The sequence below is a fragment of the Pseudomonas sp. URMO17WK12:I6 genome (assembly GCF_003253625.1).
Lineage (GTDB): Bacteria > Pseudomonadota > Gammaproteobacteria > Pseudomonadales > Pseudomonadaceae > Aquipseudomonas.
The window spans coordinates 129,928-149,139 of sequence record NZ_QKYZ01000014.1 but is presented as its reverse complement, the minus strand read 5'-3'; the positions used below and the strand labels follow the sequence as shown (position 1 = coordinate 149,139).

Annotated in this window: 12 protein-coding genes and 1 riboswitch; of the genes, 2 read left to right on the top strand and 10 right to left on the bottom strand. The window is 59.9% G+C overall.

Annotated elements, in window-relative coordinates:
• Window positions 1-185: 185 nt before the first annotated feature.
• The 3 genes from F475_RS23215 to ltaE all read right to left on the bottom strand — a co-directional run bounded on the left by F475_RS23215 (window position 186) and on the right by ltaE (window position 5,291).
• Window positions 186-1,427 carry an aspartate kinase gene (locus F475_RS23215; protein WP_007934911.1) on the bottom strand — a complete coding sequence of 414 codons (1,242 nt, stop codon included), beginning with the start codon at window positions 1,425-1,427 and terminating at the stop codon, window positions 186-188.
• Window positions 1,428-1,518: 91 nt separating this feature from the next.
• Complete coding sequence (gene alaS / locus F475_RS23210) at window positions 1,519-4,140, bottom strand: alanine--tRNA ligase (protein WP_018926383.1); 2,622 nt, start codon at window positions 4,138-4,140, stop codon at window positions 1,519-1,521.
• 146 nt (window positions 4,141-4,286) lie between these two features.
• Window positions 4,287-5,291 (bottom strand): low-specificity L-threonine aldolase, encoded by a 1,005-nt coding sequence (gene ltaE / locus F475_RS23205; protein WP_111454810.1) that lies wholly within the window; start codon window positions 5,289-5,291, stop codon window positions 4,287-4,289.
• Window positions 5,292-5,489: 198 nt separating this feature from the next.
• Window positions 5,490-5,660: riboswitch (FMN riboswitch) on the top strand.
• Window positions 5,661-5,775: 115 nt separating this feature from the next.
• On the opposite strand from ltaE, the gene F475_RS23200 reads away from it, so the two are divergent.
• Window positions 5,776-6,285 (top strand): 6,7-dimethyl-8-ribityllumazine synthase, encoded by a 510-nt coding sequence (locus F475_RS23200; RefSeq protein ID WP_019582888.1) that lies wholly within the window; start codon window positions 5,776-5,778, stop codon window positions 6,283-6,285.
• 54 nt (window positions 6,286-6,339) lie between these two features.
• On the opposite strand, the gene astE is transcribed toward F475_RS23200, so the two are convergent.
• The 7 genes from astE to F475_RS23165 all read right to left on the bottom strand — a co-directional run bounded on the left by astE (window position 6,340) and on the right by F475_RS23165 (window position 14,067).
• Window positions 6,340-7,350 carry a succinylglutamate desuccinylase gene (astE, locus tag F475_RS23195; RefSeq protein ID WP_018926387.1) on the bottom strand — a complete coding sequence of 337 codons (1,011 nt, stop codon included), beginning with the start codon at window positions 7,348-7,350 and terminating at the stop codon, window positions 6,340-6,342.
• A 12-nt stretch (window positions 7,351-7,362) separates the two neighbouring features.
• On the bottom strand, window positions 7,363-7,653 hold the full coding sequence (locus F475_RS23190) for a hypothetical protein (RefSeq protein WP_018926388.1): 291 nt from the start codon (window positions 7,651-7,653) through the stop codon (window positions 7,363-7,365).
• 72 nt (window positions 7,654-7,725) lie between these two features.
• Window positions 7,726-9,072 (bottom strand): N-succinylarginine dihydrolase, encoded by a 1,347-nt coding sequence (astB, locus tag F475_RS23185; RefSeq protein WP_064616458.1) that lies wholly within the window; start codon window positions 9,070-9,072, stop codon window positions 7,726-7,728.
• 51 nt (window positions 9,073-9,123) lie between these two features.
• Window positions 9,124-10,593 carry a succinylglutamate-semialdehyde dehydrogenase gene (gene astD / locus F475_RS23180; protein ID WP_177431128.1) on the bottom strand — a complete coding sequence of 490 codons (1,470 nt, stop codon included), beginning with the start codon at window positions 10,591-10,593 and terminating at the stop codon, window positions 9,124-9,126.
• On the bottom strand, window positions 10,590-11,615 hold the full coding sequence (gene astA / locus F475_RS23175; RefSeq protein WP_018926391.1) for an arginine N-succinyltransferase: 1,026 nt from the start codon (window positions 11,613-11,615) through the stop codon (window positions 10,590-10,592). Before astA ends, astD begins: the two co-directional genes overlap by 4 nt.
• A 79-nt stretch (window positions 11,616-11,694) precedes the next feature.
• Window positions 11,695-12,714 carry an arginine/ornithine succinyltransferase subunit alpha gene (gene aruF, locus F475_RS23170; protein ID WP_007934901.1) on the bottom strand — a complete coding sequence of 340 codons (1,020 nt, stop codon included), beginning with the start codon at window positions 12,712-12,714 and terminating at the stop codon, window positions 11,695-11,697.
• A 132-nt stretch (window positions 12,715-12,846) separates the two neighbouring features.
• Window positions 12,847-14,067 (bottom strand): aspartate aminotransferase family protein, encoded by a 1,221-nt coding sequence (locus F475_RS23165; RefSeq protein ID WP_064616456.1) that lies wholly within the window; start codon window positions 14,065-14,067, stop codon window positions 12,847-12,849.
• A gap of 286 nt (window positions 14,068-14,353) precedes the next feature.
• On the opposite strand from F475_RS23165, the gene F475_RS23160 reads away from it, so the two are divergent.
• Window positions 14,354-19,210, top strand: a complete 4,857-nt coding sequence (locus F475_RS23160; RefSeq protein ID WP_111454808.1) for a dermonecrotic toxin domain-containing protein — start codon at window positions 14,354-14,356, stop codon at window positions 19,208-19,210.
• Window positions 19,211-19,212: the final 2 nt, after the last annotated feature.

Genomic DNA, 19,212 nt, shown 5'->3' with positions numbered 1-19,212 from the left:
TTTCTCCTCACGCATTTCATTTCAGGGACAACAGTCTGCAAAAAAAAGGCATTCGACCTACAACCGAAAAGGTCGTAGCCCTACATGCCTGAGTATTGACTAGCGCGAGCAAAAGAACAGTTTTGGTACGCACCATTCAAAAAAACGAAGGGCGCGGTCAGACCGCGCCCTTCGGGGGGAACGCATTACTCGCCCTGTCGGGCCGGCGCGTCCAGTTCGAAAGCTGTGTGCAGGGCGCGCACAGCCAGTTCCAGGTACTTCTCTTCGATCACCACGGACACCTTGATTTCCGAAGTCGAGATCATCTGGATGTTGATGCTTTCTTTCGCCAGGGATTCGAACATGCGGCTGGCCACGCCTGCGTGGGAGCGCATGCCGACGCCAACGATCGAGACCTTGGCAATCTTGGTGTCGCCAACGACTTCACGGGCACCGATCTCGCGAGCGGTGTTTTCCAGCACGGATTGCGCCGCCTGGTAGTCGTTGCGGTGCACGGTGAAGGTGAAGTCGGTGGTGTTATCGTGCGCAACGTTCTGCACGATCATGTCGACTTCGATGTTCGCGGCACTGATCGGGCCGAGAATCTTGAACGCCACGCCCGGGGTGTCTGGCACGCCACGGATGGTCAGCTTGGCTTCATCGCGGTTGAAAGCGATGCCGGAAATGATCGGCTGTTCCATGGTTTCCTCTTCATCAATAGTAATGAGGGTGCCCGGACCCTCCTTGAAGCTGTGCAGTACGCGCAGCGGAACGTTGTACTTGCCGGCGAACTCGACCGCACGGATCTGCAACACCTTGGAACCGAGGCTGGCCATTTCCAGCATCTCTTCGAAGGTGATCTTGTCCAGACGCTGAGCCACGGACACCACACGCGGGTCGGTGGTGTAGACGCCGTCGACGTCGGTGTAGATCTGGCATTCGTCAGCCTTCAGGGCTGCCGCCAGCGCCACGCCAGTGGTGTCGGAACCGCCACGACCGAGCGTGGTGATATTGCCGTGCTCGTCGACGCCCTGGAAACCGGCGACAACCACCACACGACCGGCCTTCAGGTCACCGCGAATCTTCTGGTCATCAATCTGCAAGATACGCGCTTTATTGTGCGCGCTATCCGTCAGAATCCGTACCTGGTTGCCGGTGTACGACACCGCTGGCACGCCACGCTTGATCAGCGCCATGGCCAACAGTGCAATCGTCACCTGCTCACCGGTGGAAACGATCACATCCAGTTCGCGTGGAACCGGTTGGCCGTCGCCACTGATTTGCTTGGCCAGATCGATCAGACGGTTGGTTTCGCCGCTCATTGCAGACAGCACAACCACCAGGTCATCGCCCGCATCGCGGAATTTCTTAACCTTGTCGGCGACCTGCTCGATTCTCTCGACAGTGCCGACTGAGGTGCCTCCAAATTTCTGTACGATCAAAGCCATTTCAAAGCCGCCTCTGCCCATGAAGGGCGCCCAATAAATCACTCAAACAGCGTTCTGGCCCGCTACTAGACCGCGGGCCAGGCACACTGCCTTATAAACCCTGCTCTACAAATGGAACAGTCAGGGCCAATGCGGCATCCAGTGCGCCAGCGTCAGTACCACCGCCCTGCGCCATGTCTGGACGACCACCGCCCTTCCCGCCCACTGCCGCAGCAGCCTGCTTCATCAAATCACCGGCTTTGAGTTGGCCAGTCAGGTCTTTGGTCACGCCTGCAACCAGAACGACCTTTTCCTCATGGACACTGCCGAGCAGGATCACTGCGCGGCCGAGTTTGTTTTTCAGTTGATCGACCAGCGCCAGCAGCGCCTTGCCATCCTGACCGTCCAGACGCACGGCCAGCACTTTCACGCCTTTGACGTCCAGGGCAGAAGCCGACAGATCGTCGCCCGCCGCGCTGGCCGCCTTGGCCTGCAACTGCTCGAGTTGCTTCTCCAGCAGACGGTTGCGCTCCAGCACAGCCGACAGCTTGTCGATCAGGTTATCGCGGCTGCCCTTGACCAGGTTGGCCGCTTCCTTGAGTTGTTCTTCTGCGGCATTCAAGTAGGCCAGTGCCGCGGCACCGGTGACTGCCTCGATACGACGCACACCCGAAGCCACACCGCCTTCGCTGATGATTTTCAGCAGACCGATGTCGCCGGTACGGGTGGCGTGAATACCGCCGCACAGCTCGACGGAGAAATCGCCCATGCTCAGCACACGAACGCTGTCGCCGTACTTCTCGCCGAACAGCGCCATGGCGCCTTTCTGCTTGGCGGTTTCGATGTCGGTTTCTTCGGTTTCAACTTCGGAGTTCTTGCGAATCTCGGCGTTGACGATGTCTTCCAGCGCCTTCAACTGCTCAGGCTTGATCGCTTCGAAGTGGCTGAAGTCAAAGCGTAGACGCTGACTGTCGACCAACGAGCCTTTCTGCTGAACGTGCTCACCCAGCACCTGACGCAATGCAGCGTGCAACAAGTGAGTTGCCGAGTGGTTCAGCGACGTCGCATGGCGTACTTCGGCATCGACATGAGTCTCCACCGGAGCACCTACGATCAGGCTGCCCGAATCCAGCACACCGTGATGCAGGAACGCACCGCCGGTCTTGGTGGTGTCGCGCACGTCGAAACGCGCAGCGCCAGCCTGGAGGAAGCCGCAATCACCAATCTGACCACCGGATTCGGCATAGAACGGCGTCTGATCGAGAACGACGACGCCCTCTTCGCCTTCGCTCAGTACGTCAACCGATTGCCCTTCTTTATAGAGAGCAACGATTTTGGCGGAACCGCTGTGAGCGGTGTAACCGGTGAACTCGGTGGCCACATCAACCTTGACCAGACTGTTGTAGTCCATGCCGAAGGAGCTGGCGGAGCGGGCACGCACGCGCTGGGCTTCCATCTCGCGCTCGAAGCCTGCTTCGTCGATGGTCAGGCTGCGCTCACGGGCGATGTCGCCGGTCAGGTCCATCGGGAAACCGTAGGTGTCGTAAAGCTTGAACACCACGTCGCCCGGCACCACGTCGCCTTTGAGTTCGGCCAGATCCTGCTCGAGGATCTTCAGGCCCTGCTCCAGAGTCTTGGCGAATTGCTCTTCTTCGGCCTTCAGCACGCGCTCGATGTGCGCCTGCTGGGATTTCAGTTCAGGGAACGCTTCGCCCATCTCGGCGACCAGGGCTGCAACGATCTGGTAGAAGAAGCTGCCCTTGGCGCCCAGTTTGTTGCCGTGACGGCAAGCGCGACGAATGATCCGGCGCAGTACATAACCGCGACCTTCGTTGGACGGCAGCACGCCGTCGGCAATCAGGAAGCCGCAGGAACGGATGTGGTCAGCCACGACTTTCAGGGAAGCCTGATTGTCGTTGGTGCAACCGATGGCCTTGGCCGATGCGCTCAGCAGGCTCTGGAACAGGTCGATTTCATAGTTCGAGTGAACGTGCTGCAGCACGGCACTGATCCGCTCAAGACCCATGCCGGTGTCCACCGACGGGGCTGGCAACGGGTGCAACACGCCATCGGCGGTGCGGTTGAACTGCATGAACACGTTGTTCCAGATTTCGATGTAACGGTCGCCGTCTTCTTCCGGCGAGCCCGGTGGGCCACCCCAGATGTCGGCGCCGTGATCGTAGAAGATCTCGGTGCAAGGACCGCACGGGCCGGTATCGCCCATGGTCCAGAAGTTGTCGGAAGCGTACGGCGCGCCCTTGTTGTCGCCGATGCGAACCATGCGCTCGGCCGGTACACCGACTTCTTTGGTCCAGATGTCGTAGGCCTCGTCATCGCTGGCGTAGACAGTCACCCAGAGCTTTTCTTTCGGCAGGTTCAGCCATTTGTCGGAGGTCAGGAACGTCCAGGCAAAGGTAATGGCGTCACGCTTGAAATAATCACCGAAGCTGAAGTTACCCAGCATTTCGAAGAAGGTGTGGTGACGGGCGGTATAACCGACGTTTTCCAGGTCGTTGTGCTTGCCGCCGGCACGCACGCATTTCTGGCTGCTGACGGCGCGGGTGTACGCGCGCTTTTCCTGGCCCAGGAAGCAGTCCTTGAACTGGTTCATCCCCGCGTTAGTGAACAGCAGGGTTGGGTCGTTGCCCGGAATCAAAGAGCTGGAGGCTACACGGGTGTGGCCTTGCTCTTCGAAGAAGCGAAGGAAGGCTTCACGGATTTCTGCGCTTTTCATTAGGTTCTTCCACGGAGGCTGCGGCCAAAGGCCTGTGCGAAACGTCAACAGACGAAGCGACGGCAAAGGGCCGCATTATATCGGCCCTGCGCGCGGGGTACAGCGTGTTTATACGATAGAAACGGTCAATTGGACCGCTAACGCGATCAGATGCGGGAAAACTCGACGAATGTAGCGACGACCTGCTCGATTTGCGCACGGTTGACGTCCATGTGCGTGACCATTCGCAGACGAGCGGCAGCGCTGAGCTTGACCCCGCGTGTCGCGGCGAAGGCCTTGATCGCTTCGGCCTTGTCGCCCATTTTCACGTAAACCATGTTGGTCTGCACCGGCTCGACCTCATACCCCGCCGCTCGCAGGCCTTCAGCCAGCCATTGTGCGTTGGCATGGTCGTCGGCCAGGCGCTGAACATTATTATCCAGCGCATACAGCCCCGCCGCCGCGAGAATCCCGGCCTGGCGCATGCCGCCGCCGACCATCTTGCGCAGACGTCGCGCCTTGGCGATCAACTCCGCCGAGCCGCACAGCACCGAACCGATCGGCGCGCCCAGGCCTTTGGACAGGCAAACCGAAACCGAATCGAAATGCTGAGTGATCTCCCGGGCATCGACACCCAGCTTGACCGCCGCGTTGTAGAGACGCGCGCCATCCAGATGCAGCGCCAGGCCATGCTCACGAGTGAAGCGGCGAGCCTGGGCCAGGTACTCCAGCGGCAGCACCTTGCCCTGCATGGTGTTTTCCAGTGCCAGCAAACGGGTACGGGCGAAGTGGAAGTCGTCCGGTTTGATCGCGGCGGCGACTTGCGCCAGGTCCAGCGAACCATCGGCTTGCACTTCCAGCGGCTGCGGCTGGATCGAACCGAGCACCGCCGCGCCACCACCTTCGTACTTATAGGTGTGGGCCTGCTGACCGACAATGTATTCGTCACCGCGCTCGCAGTGGGCCATCAAGCCCAGCAGGTTGCTCATGGTGCCCGTTGGAACAAACAGCGCCGCGGCAAAACCCAGTCGTGTTGCCAGCTCGGCTTCCAGACGATTGACCGTCGGATCTTCGCCATAAACGTCGTCACCGGTGGCGGCATTGGCCATCGCGTCGAGCATCCCTGCGGTCGGTTGGGTGACGGTGTCGCTGCGAAGATCGATAACGCTCATGAATCTGGCCTCGGTAAACAGGGGAAAAATCCGTTTCGGAAAGGAATTACTGCGGTCATGCCGACAATTAATCAAGCCTTGAACGAGGAAAAGACGCTGTATGCCTTCGGAAAAGCCGATAGCAATCATCAGAAAGCAGCCATGCACGCCCCATAAATATGTGTTAAAAACGCTTCGCCGCCAAACAATCTGGCGGCAAAACGTTCTCAGGGCGGGGTGTAATTCCCCACCGGCGGTAATTGCGCGCAATGCGCATAGCCCGCGAGCGCTTGGCGACAGGCATGGCAATGGCTGTGATGGCGGCAAGGTCAGCAGACCCGGTGTGATCCCGGGGCCGACGGTCATAGTCCGGATGAAGAGAGAACGGGATTGACGCCGCCCAGGTTCCGTACCAAAGCGCCGTCCGCAGACACGTGTGCCTGCGTACCCTTAAATCCCATTCGATTCATAACGCCCTGTTTTTCACACAAACAGGAGTCAGAACATGCAACCCACCGCAATCGATAGCAAAAGCAAAAACCATCAGGGCGAGCGCGTCGCGTTCATCCAGGCCTGCTGGCACAAGGAAATCGTCGATCAGAGCCGTAAAGGCTTCGTCGCTGAAATGATTGCCCAGGGTTATCAGGAGTCGGACATCGATTTCTTCGAAGTCGGTGGCGCCTTTGAAATTCCGCTGCACGCCAAGTTGCTGGCCAAGTCCGGTCGTTATGCCGGCATCGTCGCCGCGGGCCTGGTGGTCGATGGCGGCATCTATCGCCACGAATTCGTCGCCCAGTCGGTGATCAGCGGCCTGATGCAGGTTCAGCTGGAAACCGAAGTGCCAGTGTTCTCGGTGGTTTTGACCCCGCACCACTTCCATGCCGGTGAAGAACACCAGAAGTTCTTCTTCGAGCATTTCGTGCATAAAGGTCAGGAAGCGGCGAAGACGTGTGCAGATACGCTGCACAAGACTCGCGCATTGCGCCGCAGCGAGCCTCGCGCGGTAGCCGTCTAGTTAGATTAGATGATCGTTCCCGCGCTCTGCGTGGGAACGATCACTCCACGACAGTCAGACCAGGTTTTCGTCGGTGGTCGGTACGATCAGGATGCCGGCGCGCAGGCCGTTCTTGACCCTGGGGTTCGGGAAGATGATCCGGGCGCCCTGCTCTTCGATGATCCAGCGGGTATTGGCGATATCCTCGGCCAGCACATAACCCACTTTCAATTCCGAAAAGTTTTCGATGTCCGCCGGCAGGTTCAGGCGGAAGTTATCGCTGTGCTTGATCACTTCCCGGGCCACGCTGAACAACTGCAACCCTTCCAGCCCTTCATCGGTCATTGGCGGCTCGGAGCCTTCGATGATCTGCTTCAGGCGGGTTTCCAGCAGGCTGACGTTGACCCCTTCGTTCTGCCCGAAGGGCCGGGCCTTGCCCAGCTCCAGGGTGAAGGACTCGGCATCGAGCTTGTCGTAGGTGTATGAGCTGAAGACGATGGAGGGTTTGTTCTGCAACAGCACCGCTTCCATGCCGGCGGCGCGCAAGCGAGCCAGCTCCTGGCGTGAATGCTGACGGCCTTCTTTCCAGGGGTAGAGGGCGAACTGCTCGATTTTCGAGCCACGGATTGCCGTGTGCAGGTCGTAATGCAGACGATTACGGTCCGGCAGGCTGAAGAACGTCGCCGCCAGCCGCTCCAGCTCACAAGCGCGCAAGGCCTCGGAACCGCTGCTTTGTTCGTGACGGCCGTTGAACAGCCGATTGACGTCCTGCTCGATGAAACGCTCACCGCGACGAATGGCCTCGGGATTGCCGAACAGGAACAGAATACGGGCGCGCGGCTTCAAGTCACCGCGGGCGATGTCATGCAACAGGCGATCGAGCAGCTCGATCGGCGCTGTTTCGTTGCCATGGATACCGGCCGACAGCAGCAGGTCCAGGCCATTGTCGCGAGCTTCAGGTGGCCGGACTTCCAGCGCACCTTCGCTCAACCAGCGCATCCGTACGCCTTCGACAGTCAGTTGAGTCTTCTCCGCCGGTTCGCGGCCGGCGAGGGTCAGTTCAAGCAGTTTGCCGAGGGCGAGCATAGAGCGGTTTCCTTAGTGGTCGTGATTGCAATCCGGGCCGTGCACGTGGTCCTCATCATCACCGAGATCGGCCGGTTCCATCTCCAGTTGCAGACTTACCAGATTAGTCGCCAATGGGCGCAGCAGCAGGTTGGCGTATTCAGCGTCACCCTCTTCGACGTCCACGCCGATCAGCAGCTGGCCACGGCCGTCCTGCTGGATCCACAGCTCTTTGCCTTGCCACATGACCGCGACGCGGGTGCAGGAAGTTTCCAGTTGCGTGCCGTCGGTGTCTTCAAGGATCAGCTGCAGGGTATCGCTCATGTATTTACGCTCTCATCTGGAGATTAAGCGGCGCGCTTGCCATTCATATAAAAAGCCAAAGCGCGCCGACTATCAATTGATCTGGAATGGATAAACCGCGCCCAGTTTAAGGATTTGCGTCAGTTCATCCAGTGCCGTCCGGCACTCAAGCAACAATTGCGGGTCCGCCAGATCGTTTTCGGTCATGCGGTCGCGGTAGTGCTTTTCGACCCACTCGGTCAATGTGCCGTACAACGGAGCCGTCATGATAACCCCTTGGTTGACGGCCGCCAGTTCGGTTTCGTTGAGGGCGACGCGCAACCGCAGGCAAGCCGGGCCACCGCCGTTCTGCATGCTCTGCTTGAGATCGAAGACTTTCACTTCGCGGATCAGGCCGCCAGAGCTGGTCAGGCCTTGCAGGTACTGCCAGACGCGTTCGTTGCCATGGCATTCTTCCGGCACGATCAACAACATGGAGCCGTCAGGACGCGACAGCAGTTGGCTATTGAACAGGTAGGAACGAACGGCGTCTTCCACGGTGACCGCAGAACGCGGTACGCAGATTGACTGAAATTTCCCACCGACTTTTGCCAGTTTACCTTGCAGCTCAGCGAGCATCTGGTCGGTGTCGAGGAAGGCGTCCTCGTGATAGAACAGCACCTCGCCGTTGCCCACGGCGATCACGTCGTTATGGAACACGCCCTGATCGATCACCGAAGGGTTCTGCTGGGCGTAGACCACGCCGTCATCGCTCAAGCCATGCAGGCGAGCGACGGCCTGGGAGGCTTCGAGGGTCTGGCGCGCCGGGTACTTCTGCGGGGACGGATAACGGGTGTCGAACGCGCTACGACCGAACACGAAAAACTCGACGCCAGCTTCGCCGTAGTCACGGCAGAAACGGGTGTGGTTGGCCGCGCCTTCGTCACCGAACTGCGCCACGGCCGGCAACGCGGCGTGGTGGGCAAAGTGTTTCTGGTCAGCGAACATCGCGCCCAGCACGCGACTGGTGGTCGGGTGCTCGATGCTGCGGTGGTATTTGCAATTGAGGTTAGCGGCGGTGAAATGCACACGACCGTCGGCGGTGTCGGCACTCGGGCTGACCGTGGCGGCGTTGGCCACCCACATGCTCGACGCCGAGCAACTGGCAACCAGCAGCGGCATCGCGTCTTTGGCGGCTTGCTCGATCACTTGCGCGTCGGTGCCACTGAAACCCAAGCGACGCAGGGCGGCTACGTCAGGGCGTTCCTGTGGTGCGAGCACGCCTTGCTGAAAGCCCATATCCATCAGCGCTTTCATTTTCGCCAGACCTTGCAGCGCAGCTTCCTTCGGGTTCGAGGATTGCTGGCTGTTGCTCTGGGAGGCGACGTTGCCGTAGGACAGGCCACCGTAGTTATGGGTCGGCCCCACTAGACCGTCAAAATTGACTTCAAAGGATTTCATCAGCGAGGCTCCACAAGAATCTGTTGTTATAGGCTGCTACTAGGGTCTGTCTTACGACATGCGCACGCCGGGCGTAAGGGCCGTTGGCAAGGTCAGGCTCGGGGTTTCCAGCGAGGCCACCGGGTACGCGCAGTAATCCGCCGCGTAGTAGGCGCTGGCGCGGTGGTTGCCCGAGGCGCCGACGCCGCCGAATGGCGCGCTGCTCGCCGCACCGGTCAGCTGCTTGTTCCAGTTGACGATACCTGCGCGGCTTTCCAGCCAGAACTGCTGATAACGCGCTTCGGAATCCGACAGCAGGCCGGCCGCCAGGCCATAAGCGGTATCGTTGGCTTCAGCGATCGCCGCTTCAAAATCAGCGTAGCGGATCACTTGCAGCAGCGGGCCGAACAGCTCTTCGTCAGGGCGATCGGCAACCGCTGTCACGTCCAGAATGCCCGGGGTCAGCAACGCAGCCTGAGCCTGGGGCTGAGTCATTTCCAGCAGCGCCACGGCGCCGTTGGCCAGCAGATGCTCTTGCGCTTCCATCAGGGCTTTCGCAGCACCGAGGGAAATCACCGAGCCCATGAACGGTGCTGGTTGCTGATCGAACGCACCGACTGAAAGGGTCGAGCTGACCGCCACCAGACGCGCCAACAGCGTATCGCCCCAGGCGCCTTGCGGCACCAGCAAGCGACGGGCGCAGGTGCAACGCTGGCCGGCAGAAATGAACGCCGACTGAATGATGGTGTAAACGGCCGCATCGAGATCAGCGACCTGATCCACCACCAGCGGGTTATTACCGCCCATTTCCAGCGCGAGGATTTTGTCTGGACGACCGGAAAACTGCTTGTGCAGATGATTGCCGGTACGGCTGGAACCGGTGAAGAACAGACCGTCGATGCCCGGGTTCGCCGCCAGGGCGATACCGGTTTCGCGAGCACCTTGCAGCAGGTTCAGCACGCCGGCCGGCAGACCGGCTTCGATCCAGCACTTGACCGTCAGTTCGGCGACTTTCGGTGTCAGTTCGCTGGGCTTGAACAGCACACTGTTACCGGCCAGCAGCGCCGGCACGATGTGACCGTTCGGCAAGTGACCAGGGAAGTTGTAAGGACCGAACACCGCCACTACGCCGTGCGGCTTGTGACGCAATACAGCGGTGGCATCGCCCAACGGGCTGCTCTTCTCGCCGGTGCGTTCGCGGTAGCTCTGTACCGAGATGGCAATCTTGTTGACCATGCTGGTGACTTCAGTCGCCGCTTCCCACAAGGGTTTGCCGGTTTCTTCACCGATGGTACGAGCCAGTTCGTCGGCGTGATTCTTCAGCGCGGCGGCAAAGGCTTCCAGCACACTGATGCGCTCTTCCAGGGTACGACGGGCCCAGCCCGGGAATGCCTGACGCGCGGCTTGCACGGCCGACTCGACCTGGGCGGCAGTGGCGCCTTCGCCGGCCCACAGCACTTGCTGGGTCACCGGGTTGACCGATTGAAAGCTTTCACCCTGGCCGGCCAGCCATTCACCGGCGATGTATAGCGAATTCATTATTTCGACTCCCGAGCTGCAGACAACGGAACGGCGCGTACTTGATCGCCAGCGTTGAGTTGAAGACGTTTGGCGGTCAGCGGATCAACCACCAACGTGCCAGCGGCGAAGCGTGCTGGCGCGGCAGTGATCCGGCAGTCTTCGCGCTTGCGGTTATGGATCAGGAACGGCGTGGCGTCATCACCCGGGGTGCCGATGGCCAGCACCAGCGCCTGGCTGTCGCGCACTGCGCGGATCTTGGCGGTTTCGCACTCCACCGCAGGGCCTGCGTCGAAAATGTCGACGTAGCCTTGGTAACTGAAACCTTCACTCTTGAGCATCGCCAGAGCCGGCTCGGTGTCCGGATGAACCTGGCCAATCACGTTGCGCGCGTCTGGCGACAGGAAGCAGGTGTACAGCGGGAATTTCGGCATCAGTTCGGCGATGAACGCCTTGTTGCCCACGCCAGTGAGGTAATCGGCCTGGCTGAATTCCATCTTGAAGAAATGCCGGCCCAGGCTTTCCCAGAACGGCGAACGCCCGGCTTCGTCGGACATGCCGCGCATTTCAGCGATGATCTTGTTGCCGAACAGTTGCGGGAACTCGGCGATGAACAGCAGCCGCGCCTTGGCCAGCATGCGGCCGTTGAGGCCACTGCGGTAATCGGCGTGCAGGAACAGCGAGCACAGTTCAGAGTTGCCGGTCAGGTCGTTGGCCAGGAACAGCGTCGGAATTTCGCGGTAGATATTCAGCTCTTGCGAGGCGCTGACCGTCAGGCCCACCCGGAAGTTGTACCAGGGCTCACGCAGGCCGACGGCGCCGGCAATCGCGGAAATACCCACCACGCGGCCATTGTCGTCTTCGAGTACGAACAGGTAGTCCGCATCGCCCCGCCCGGCTTCGCCGCGGAAGGTTTTCTCGGCCCAGCCAACCCGATGGGCCAGACGCTCTTCGTTGGCCGGCAAAGTGGTCAGGCCGGTGCCGGTGCTGCGGGCCAAGTCGATCAGAGCGGGTAAATCGCTGCTGCGTACGGGACGAACGATCATGCTATCTCCTCAAACGGGCCGCTTGCGCCACCCGCGAAATTTCGCTGCTTTCCAGACATTTTTCTCCAGGAAGCAGGCGTCAAACCGCCACCAGGCGCACGCTGGCACCTTCACCGACGCCCAAGGCTTCGGCCGCTTCAAGATCCAGGGTCACCGGTTTGCCCGGCGCGTAATCGAGCTCGAGCAACACGGCGCGGTAATCCTGCAACTGGGCATTGGCCACCAGATACTGACGACCGGCACCTTTGACCGGCTCACCGATTTTCACCGGGACTACACGGCTCTGGGCGATCGAACGGATCCCCGAGACGCGGGCATGCAGAGTCGGGCCACCATCGAAAATATCGATGTAGTGATCGGTCTCGAAGCCTTCGCGCATCAGGATGTCGAAGGTGATTTGCGCCCGCGGGTGCACCTGGCCCATCGCCTCTTGAGCGGAGTCCGGCAGCAACGGCACGTAGATCGGGTAATGCGGCATCAGCTCGGCGAGGAACGTACGGCTCTTCAAACCACACAGACGCTCGGCTTCGGCGTAGTTGAGGTCGAAGAAGTTGCGACCGATGGCATCCCAGAACGGCGAGTCGCCATTTTCGTCGCTGTAACCGACGATCTCGGTCACCACGGAATCGGCAAAGCGCTCCGGATGGCTGGCCACGAACAACAGACGGCCACGGGAGTTGAGCTCCGCCCAAGGCGTGCCCACCAACTCTCTCTGCACGTAGAAACTGGTCAGCAAGCTGTTGCCGGTCAGGTCGTGGCACTGGGAGAGCACGTGGATCTTGTTGTGAATCTTCAGCTCGCGGGAGGCGTGCACGAACGTTTCGTTTCGAAAGCTGTAGAACGGCTCGGAATAACCGGCCGAGGCAACGATGGCCGAACAACCGACCAACTTGCCAGTCGCGGTGTCTTCGAGCACGAAGAAATAGCTCTCTTCACCGTTGAAGCTCACTTCGGCGGCGAACGAGGCTTCGCTTGCGGCGATCTTGTCGCTCAGGCGTTCAACGTCATCCGGCAAGGAAGTGACACCAATCGGGCTGTCCGCAGCCAGACGCTGTACCTCGCCCAGATCAGCCATTTGCGCGGGGCGCATCACCAGCATGGTGTCACTCCTTTCTTAACATCAGGTTGGCGAATTGCGCCAACTCAGGGAAAAAAATGCCGGGCAGGCCCGGCACAGGAAATAATCTCAACGCCTATCTATTACGATAGGCGCTGAGGAGCACTGTATAAATCAGGCTTGCGTCAGCTTGGCCACGGCGCGTTCGAAGCGGTCCAGACCGGCATCGATATCGGCGTCTTCAACCACCAGGCTTGGCGCGAAACGAATCACGTCCGGGCCGGCTTGCAGAATCATCAAGCCTTCACGCTCGGCGGCGTTGAAGATGTCCTTGGCCTTGCCTTTCCAGGCATCGGCCAGCACGCAACCGAGCAGCAGGCCCAGGCCACGGACCTGAGTGAAGAGGCCGTATTTCTCGCCGATCTGCTCAAGACGGGTCTTGAACTTGTCGTGCTTGGTTTTGACACCGTTCAGCACTTCGGGCGTGTTGATCACGTCGATCACTGCTTCAGCAACCGCGCATGCCAGCGGGTTACCGCCGTAGGTGGTGCCATGGGTGCCGACGACCAGGTGTTTGGCCAGGTCTTCGGTGGTCAGCATCGCTGCGATCGGGAAACCACCGCCCAGGCTCTTGGCGCTGGTCAGGATGTCCGGGGTCACGCCGTAATGCATGTAGGCGAACAGCTCACCGCTGCGGCCCATGCCAGTCTGGACTTCGTCGAAGACCAGCAGCGCGTTGTGCGCATCGCACAGTTCACGGGCGCCTTGCAGGTAAGACAGCTCGGCCGGCAGTACGCCGCCTTCGCCCTGGATCGGCTCCAGCACCACCGCGCAGGTCTTGTCGGAAACAGCGGCTTTCAGCGCGGCCAGATCATTGTAAGGCACGTGGGTGATGCCGGTGATCTTCGGACCGAAGCCGTCGGAATACTTCGACTGGCCACCGACGTTCACGGTGAACAGGGTACGGCCGTGGAAGCTGTTGAGCGCGGCAACGATTTCGTACTTCTCGGTACCGAAACGGTCATGGGCCACGCGACGGGCCAGCTTGAAAGCGGCCTCGTTGGCTTCGGCGCCGGAGTTGCAGAAGAACACACGATCGGCAAACGTGGCGTCGACCAGCTTATGGGCCAGGCGCAAGGCCGGCTCATTGGTGAACACGTTGGACACGTGCCACAGCTTGTTCGCCTGTTCGGTCAATGCAGCGACCAGCGCCGGGTGCGCATGGCCCAGTACGTTAACGGCAATCCCGCCGGCGAAGTCGATCAGCTCGCGGCCAGTCTGGTCCCAGACACGGGAACCGGCGCCACGCACAGGAATGAAAGCGGCAGGCGCATAGTTGGGAACCATTACCTGGTCAAAATCGGCGCGTTCTACCGCAGCGTGCTCAACGGACATCGGAGTCTCCTGATGAGGAACACTCGCCTGAAACTGGCGAGCGATGAGGGGATTGTAAGGACAGTTTTCAGCCCGGCCTTGCCGCCAAGCGACAACTTCTTATAGCGCAAACACCGGTTTTGCCCGGGTTTACGGCAATGCGACATATAGGGTCGCAAAGGCGCAGTTTAAACCGCCGGCACAGGTTATAGGCAGGCTTGTCGACCGATGCGGTAAATATGTACCGCACGCAGTGCTTCATCGTCTGTTTTGCTGGCGACTCATCCAAACGCTAAGGGAATAGCGCATGAGCCAACTCGAAAACGATCACCCTGGGGCCGCTGGCGACGATCACTTCGTCACGCAGCCGGATGATCATTACCATCACCTGTTCAACAATCTGCCCGCCTGGGCATTAGAGGCATCGCTTGAAACCCGCAGCGCTCTCAAGAACATCACTCTTGCGACTCCCCAATGGCATGGCACCGCGACACCCTCACAGCATGCCTCGCTGAAAAAGCTCAGCCAGGAACACTGGCACCATCGAAATCGTCTGGATTCAAAGCTGTCCACGCTGAAAAACCCACGGGCATTTGCCGAACCCCTTCTCATCTCGGCCCTGAAAACCCGGTTTGGTCTGGAACTGGACGTCAAAACCACCTTCCTGCGCCTGTACATCCCACAAACCGTGACCCTGTTCAAAATCAACACCGGGGCCGCCCGCACCTGGACGGTATCGCTGCTCGATGCCGCGCTGCATAACTTCCAGGAATCGGAAACAGCCGCAGATGCCTTCGAATCCGCTTCGACCTTCATTACTGAGCCGTCGTCCACAGGGCAGTTCGAAACGTTGCCGGCGATCAAGCACAAAATCACGGTCCAGGCCTTCGCCCGGCTATGCCGTGAACTCGATATCGGTGGCCAGTACACCGCGTATCTCAAGGATTTTCTGGGGCTGACCAACCCGGTGGCCGGTGCCGCGTTGAAATCCAGCACGATCGGCTTGAACAAAGCCGCACTCAGGTCGGCGCTGCAAATGGCACACATCCGCAAGGATATTCCAGATGATGCGCACCTCGCGCTCCTGCGCATGGTTGAAGGAGGTTCGAGGGCGCGACTCAATGGCCAGCCGCTCTATGGCCACGACCTGACCCTGATGTCATCCTCGCTGACCGGCATTGTCATTTTCGCGCCGAACCTTGAGCGGGCACGCAAGAGTACGCGGCTCATTGCCTATATTCCCGATGACCCCGAATACCCGCTCAAGCAATACCCCGACACGCTGGCGTTCATGACCGATCTGACCCGCAAGCTGCGGACACCCGCTTATCAAGCGTTCTTCAGCCGGTTCGTCGAGCACAAGGAACGCGGACACTTTTTCGCCGATCTCAACAGCCGCCTCCAGACCGTGACCTGGCATCAGCACCAGCCCGGCGATCCATTGCCGAGCTGGCGCGAAACGCCGGTCGAGCGTCCCAATCTGCGTTTCTCCGTGCTCCCGATCAAAGCGGACCTGTGGAACCATGGCTATCAGCGGCAGCTGAACAAAATCCTCAACGACGCCAGCACTGTCGCCGTCTCCACCGCCAGCGCCGATCGAGACGCCCGCTGGGCATTGTGGGATGCCTTCAGCAAAGTGGCCTCCAGGATCCTTGAAGCTGCGTCGTTCGTGGCGGCGCCCTTGGTGCCGTTGCTTGGTGAATTGATGCTGGGATACATGGCCTACCAGTTACTGGACGAGAGCTTCGAAGGCATCGTGGACATGGCTGAAGGGCTGAAAACAGAGGCCTTCGGACACCTGATGACGTTCGTCGAAACCGTCGTTCAAGTCGGGACATTCGCGGTGGGCGGTGCAATCGCCGCCGGCGCCTTCAGCCGGCTTCTGCCCCGTGAAGCCGTCGCGCTCATAGACCCACTCAAACCTGTCGCCGCAGCCGGAGGCAAAACCCGTTACTGGATGCCGGATCTCACACCTTATGAACAGACACTCAGTTTGCCCGAAGGGGTAAAGCCCAATCATCTGGGCTTGTACCAACACGCGGGCAAAACGATGCTGCGCCTTGAGGGAAAACTGTACTCAGTGAAACCCGACCCCATGTCGGACAGGTTCCAGATTGAGCATCCGCGCCGCAACAATGCTTATCAGCCGTCGCTGCGGCATAACCACCACGGCGCCTGGCAAACCGAACTGGAGCAACCGTTGTACTGGGAGCGGGAAAAGGTCATGCGTCGTCTTGGCCATAGTGTCGAGTCGTTCACCAGTGCCGAGCGCGAACAGATCCTGCGGATCAGCGGCTACCACGACAACGTATTGCGCCAGGCGCATGTCGAAAACTATCGCCCGCCGTCGCTGCTGACTGACACGATCAAGCGTTGGCGGATCAACCGTGACATCGAAACGTTTATCGAACAGATCGGCAGCGATCAACCCGAGCACTATCAAAAAGCCGATACCACCCTGCAGCATGCACTGCTGACACGCCATGACTCATGGCCGGTCGATACGCCACTGCCGACACCGGCAACTCAAACGCCAGCCTTCAGACAGCAAACGGCAACACTGGCCCGCCAATATCGCAAGTCGTTGTTCGAGCGGCTCTACAGCACTCAGGAACACACCGATGATGTGCAGGTTCAGCAACTGCTCGCCGATGTGCAGGGCCTGCCGACCGATGTGGCGCAAGAGCTGGTGAGCAATGCCACCGGCACCGAGTTACGCCAGCTGCACGGTGGGCGCGTGCCTCAGCGGCTCAAGGACGCGGCGAACAAAGCCATGGAGGCAGTCCGCGCAACCCGCGCCTATGAAGGCCTTTATTCCGACGCGCTGGAAAACGTCGACACCCACAGAGTGGCCCTGCACAGCCTGAACGCACTGCCCGGCTGGCCGGACGGACTACGCATCGAAGTGCGGGATTACTCCAGCGAGGGCACCGTGCGCGACAGCATTGGCCCGACCGATGCAGCCATCGTGAAAACACTGGTGGCCAACGAGGATGGCTCCTATCACGTTGATCAGGAGACACCCGGTGATTTCTACCAGGCACTCTTTCAAACGTTGCCCCAGGCCCATCGCAATGCGTTCAGCCCTGCCATCGCTGACGCCCAGGCCCTCAGACAGCGCATTGCCGAAAACGCGCTGGACCAGCCGACGCTACGCACTCTGTTTGCCAGGCATCCCCATCGAAAACCCTACTACGACCCGACCACCATGCGCCTTCCCGGTGGTGCGGAGGGCTATGACCGCGGCAATCGCATGACACCCACCCTCAACGACAGGGTCCGGGAGGTTTATCCCGATCTGTCCCAGGATCAATTGCAATCCGTGGTCCAGGCGTTGCAAAGCCACCCTGATGGCGCTCGGGTAGCACTCTCACGCGTACACCGCGAGCTGAACCGATTGCATCTGGATCTGGGTCGATGGATCAGCGAAGCCCCGACGGCGCACCCCGACACCGGGGTTGCGTTGAGCGCCCTGGAGCGCCAGGCCGAACAACACATTCGCAGGTTGCTGGCGCAGGAAATCCAGCGCGCCTGGCGGCGCCAAACCGATCGGGATTTTGACACCGCGGACGACATGGAGCGGTACGTGCTCAGGTTCGACGAACCGATGCTGGGTGATCTGCCATCGTTGACCGCAGATTTCAGTCATGTGTCGCTGCTGTCCCTGGAAGGCAGCCATGCAGCGCAAGGTGTTGCTGGTTTTCTACAGGGCTTCAGCGGACTTCGCCGACTGGAACTGCGCCGTTTCTCCCTGACCACCCTCCCCGATGCCATCACCCGGATGCCGCAGCTTGAAGCGCTGGTGTTAAGCGATTGCGGCATCAGGGTAGACGCCCCCACCTGGTTGAAGCTGACGTCATTAAACAAACTGACCATGCTGGATCTTTACCGCAACCCGTTTGAAACGGTGCCCCGCATCGACTCGATGACTGAACTGACCCATCTGGACCTGAGCAGCACCAACCTGACCGAAATCCCGCCCGGCACTCTGCAACACCCGCGCCTGGACACCCTTCTGCTGATGAACAATGGAATCAGCGAACTGCCGGCAGCCTTGTTCGACAGTCCGCTGTATGAAAAGCGTGGCATACACCTCACGCACAATCCGGTTTCCGACAGCTCGCGACAACTCATCAAAAACCATCACGTCGACAGCGCTTTCGACATGGGCGTTTTCGCACCCGAGGCAGACATTGATCGTGTCAGGGCGCTCTACCCTGGCATGGAAGTCGAGCAAGCCAGCGAGTTCGTCTACGAATTGCCCGGCACGCTGGAGGAAGGTCGGGGCGCGTTGACGCGCCTGGAAGAAGAGCTGAGCCAATTGAGGAACGATCTGTCTGCCTGGACCGCCGCTCTTCCGGACCTGCATCCACTGACAGACGAACCCTTCAGCGCAGCTCAACTGCTTGTCAAGCACGCCAACCGCGACGAATTCAAGCAAGCCCTTGAGAACTGCTGGCAACGGGATGCGGAGCTGGATAACTTCAGCGATACGCTTGAACCCACCTACGATCTGACACTTTCCACGGTCATCAATGGAGAACTGCCTGCCCTGAGCGCTGATTTCAGCCATGTGTCGTCACTGGAGTTTCGCAGTGCGGAGGGGGTGACGCGCATCGGACGTTTCCTGGAGTCCTTTCCCAACCTGAAAAGCCTCAGGCTGCGCAGCTGTGACCTTGGCGACATACCGGAGGCGGTGTTCAAAATGGGTCAACTCAGGGCTCTGTCACTCCCCGAGTGTCGCGTCAGTCTGTCTTCAGAATCGGTCGCCGCCCTGGCGGGGATGGAACAGCTCGACTATCTCGACCTGGGCTCGAACCCGCTAGGACAGACGCCTGATGTGAGTCAGATGCCGGCACTGGCGACCGTGCTGCTGAACGACACCGGCATCAACCGGATACCGGATGGACTGTTACAGCTGGCCGAGCTGGACTGGGCAGACTTGAGCGGCAACGCCATCACCGAGGTGCCCAGTGACTTGTCGGAACTGCCGGTGGACGTCGCAGATAATATTTCGTTGAGGGGCAATCCATTTTCCGAGGAAAGCCTGTTACGGCTGATCGCTTACTTCGAGCGCACGGGAGCGGATTTTGGGGTGGAAGCCGTGATCAATCGGGGTGAAATAGAAATCTCCGACTCTGAAGGTTCCGAGATCGAGGAGTAGTA

Excerpts from the sequence above, each read along its gene's own strand:
- F475_RS23215 (WP_007934911.1), bottom strand. The coding sequence starts at position 1,427 with ATGGCTTTGATCGTACAGAAATTTGGAGGCACCTCAGTCGGCACTGTC.
- alaS (WP_018926383.1), bottom strand. The coding sequence starts at position 4,140 with ATGAAAAGCGCAGAAATCCGTGAAGCCTTCCTTCGCTTCTTCGAAGAG.
- ltaE (WP_111454810.1), bottom strand. The coding sequence starts at position 5,291 with ATGAGCGTTATCGATCTTCGCAGCGACACCGTCACCCAACCGACCGCA.
- F475_RS23200 (WP_019582888.1), top strand. The coding sequence starts at position 5,776 with ATGCAACCCACCGCAATCGATAGCAAAAGCAAAAACCATCAGGGCGAG.
- astE (WP_018926387.1), bottom strand. The coding sequence starts at position 7,350 with ATGCTCGCCCTCGGCAAACTGCTTGAACTGACCCTCGCCGGCCGCGAA.
- F475_RS23190 (WP_018926388.1), bottom strand. The coding sequence starts at position 7,653 with ATGAGCGATACCCTGCAGCTGATCCTTGAAGACACCGACGGCACGCAA.
- astB (WP_064616458.1), bottom strand. The coding sequence starts at position 9,072 with ATGAAATCCTTTGAAGTCAATTTTGACGGTCTAGTGGGGCCGACCCAT.
- astA (WP_018926391.1), bottom strand. The coding sequence starts at position 11,615 with ATGATCGTTCGTCCCGTACGCAGCAGCGATTTACCCGCTCTGATCGAC.
- aruF (WP_007934901.1), bottom strand. The coding sequence starts at position 12,714 with ATGCTGGTGATGCGCCCCGCGCAAATGGCTGATCTGGGCGAGGTACAG.
- F475_RS23165 (WP_064616456.1), bottom strand. The coding sequence starts at position 14,067 with ATGTCCGTTGAGCACGCTGCGGTAGAACGCGCCGATTTTGACCAGGTA.
- F475_RS23160 (WP_111454808.1), top strand. The coding sequence starts at position 14,354 with ATGAGCCAACTCGAAAACGATCACCCTGGGGCCGCTGGCGACGATCAC.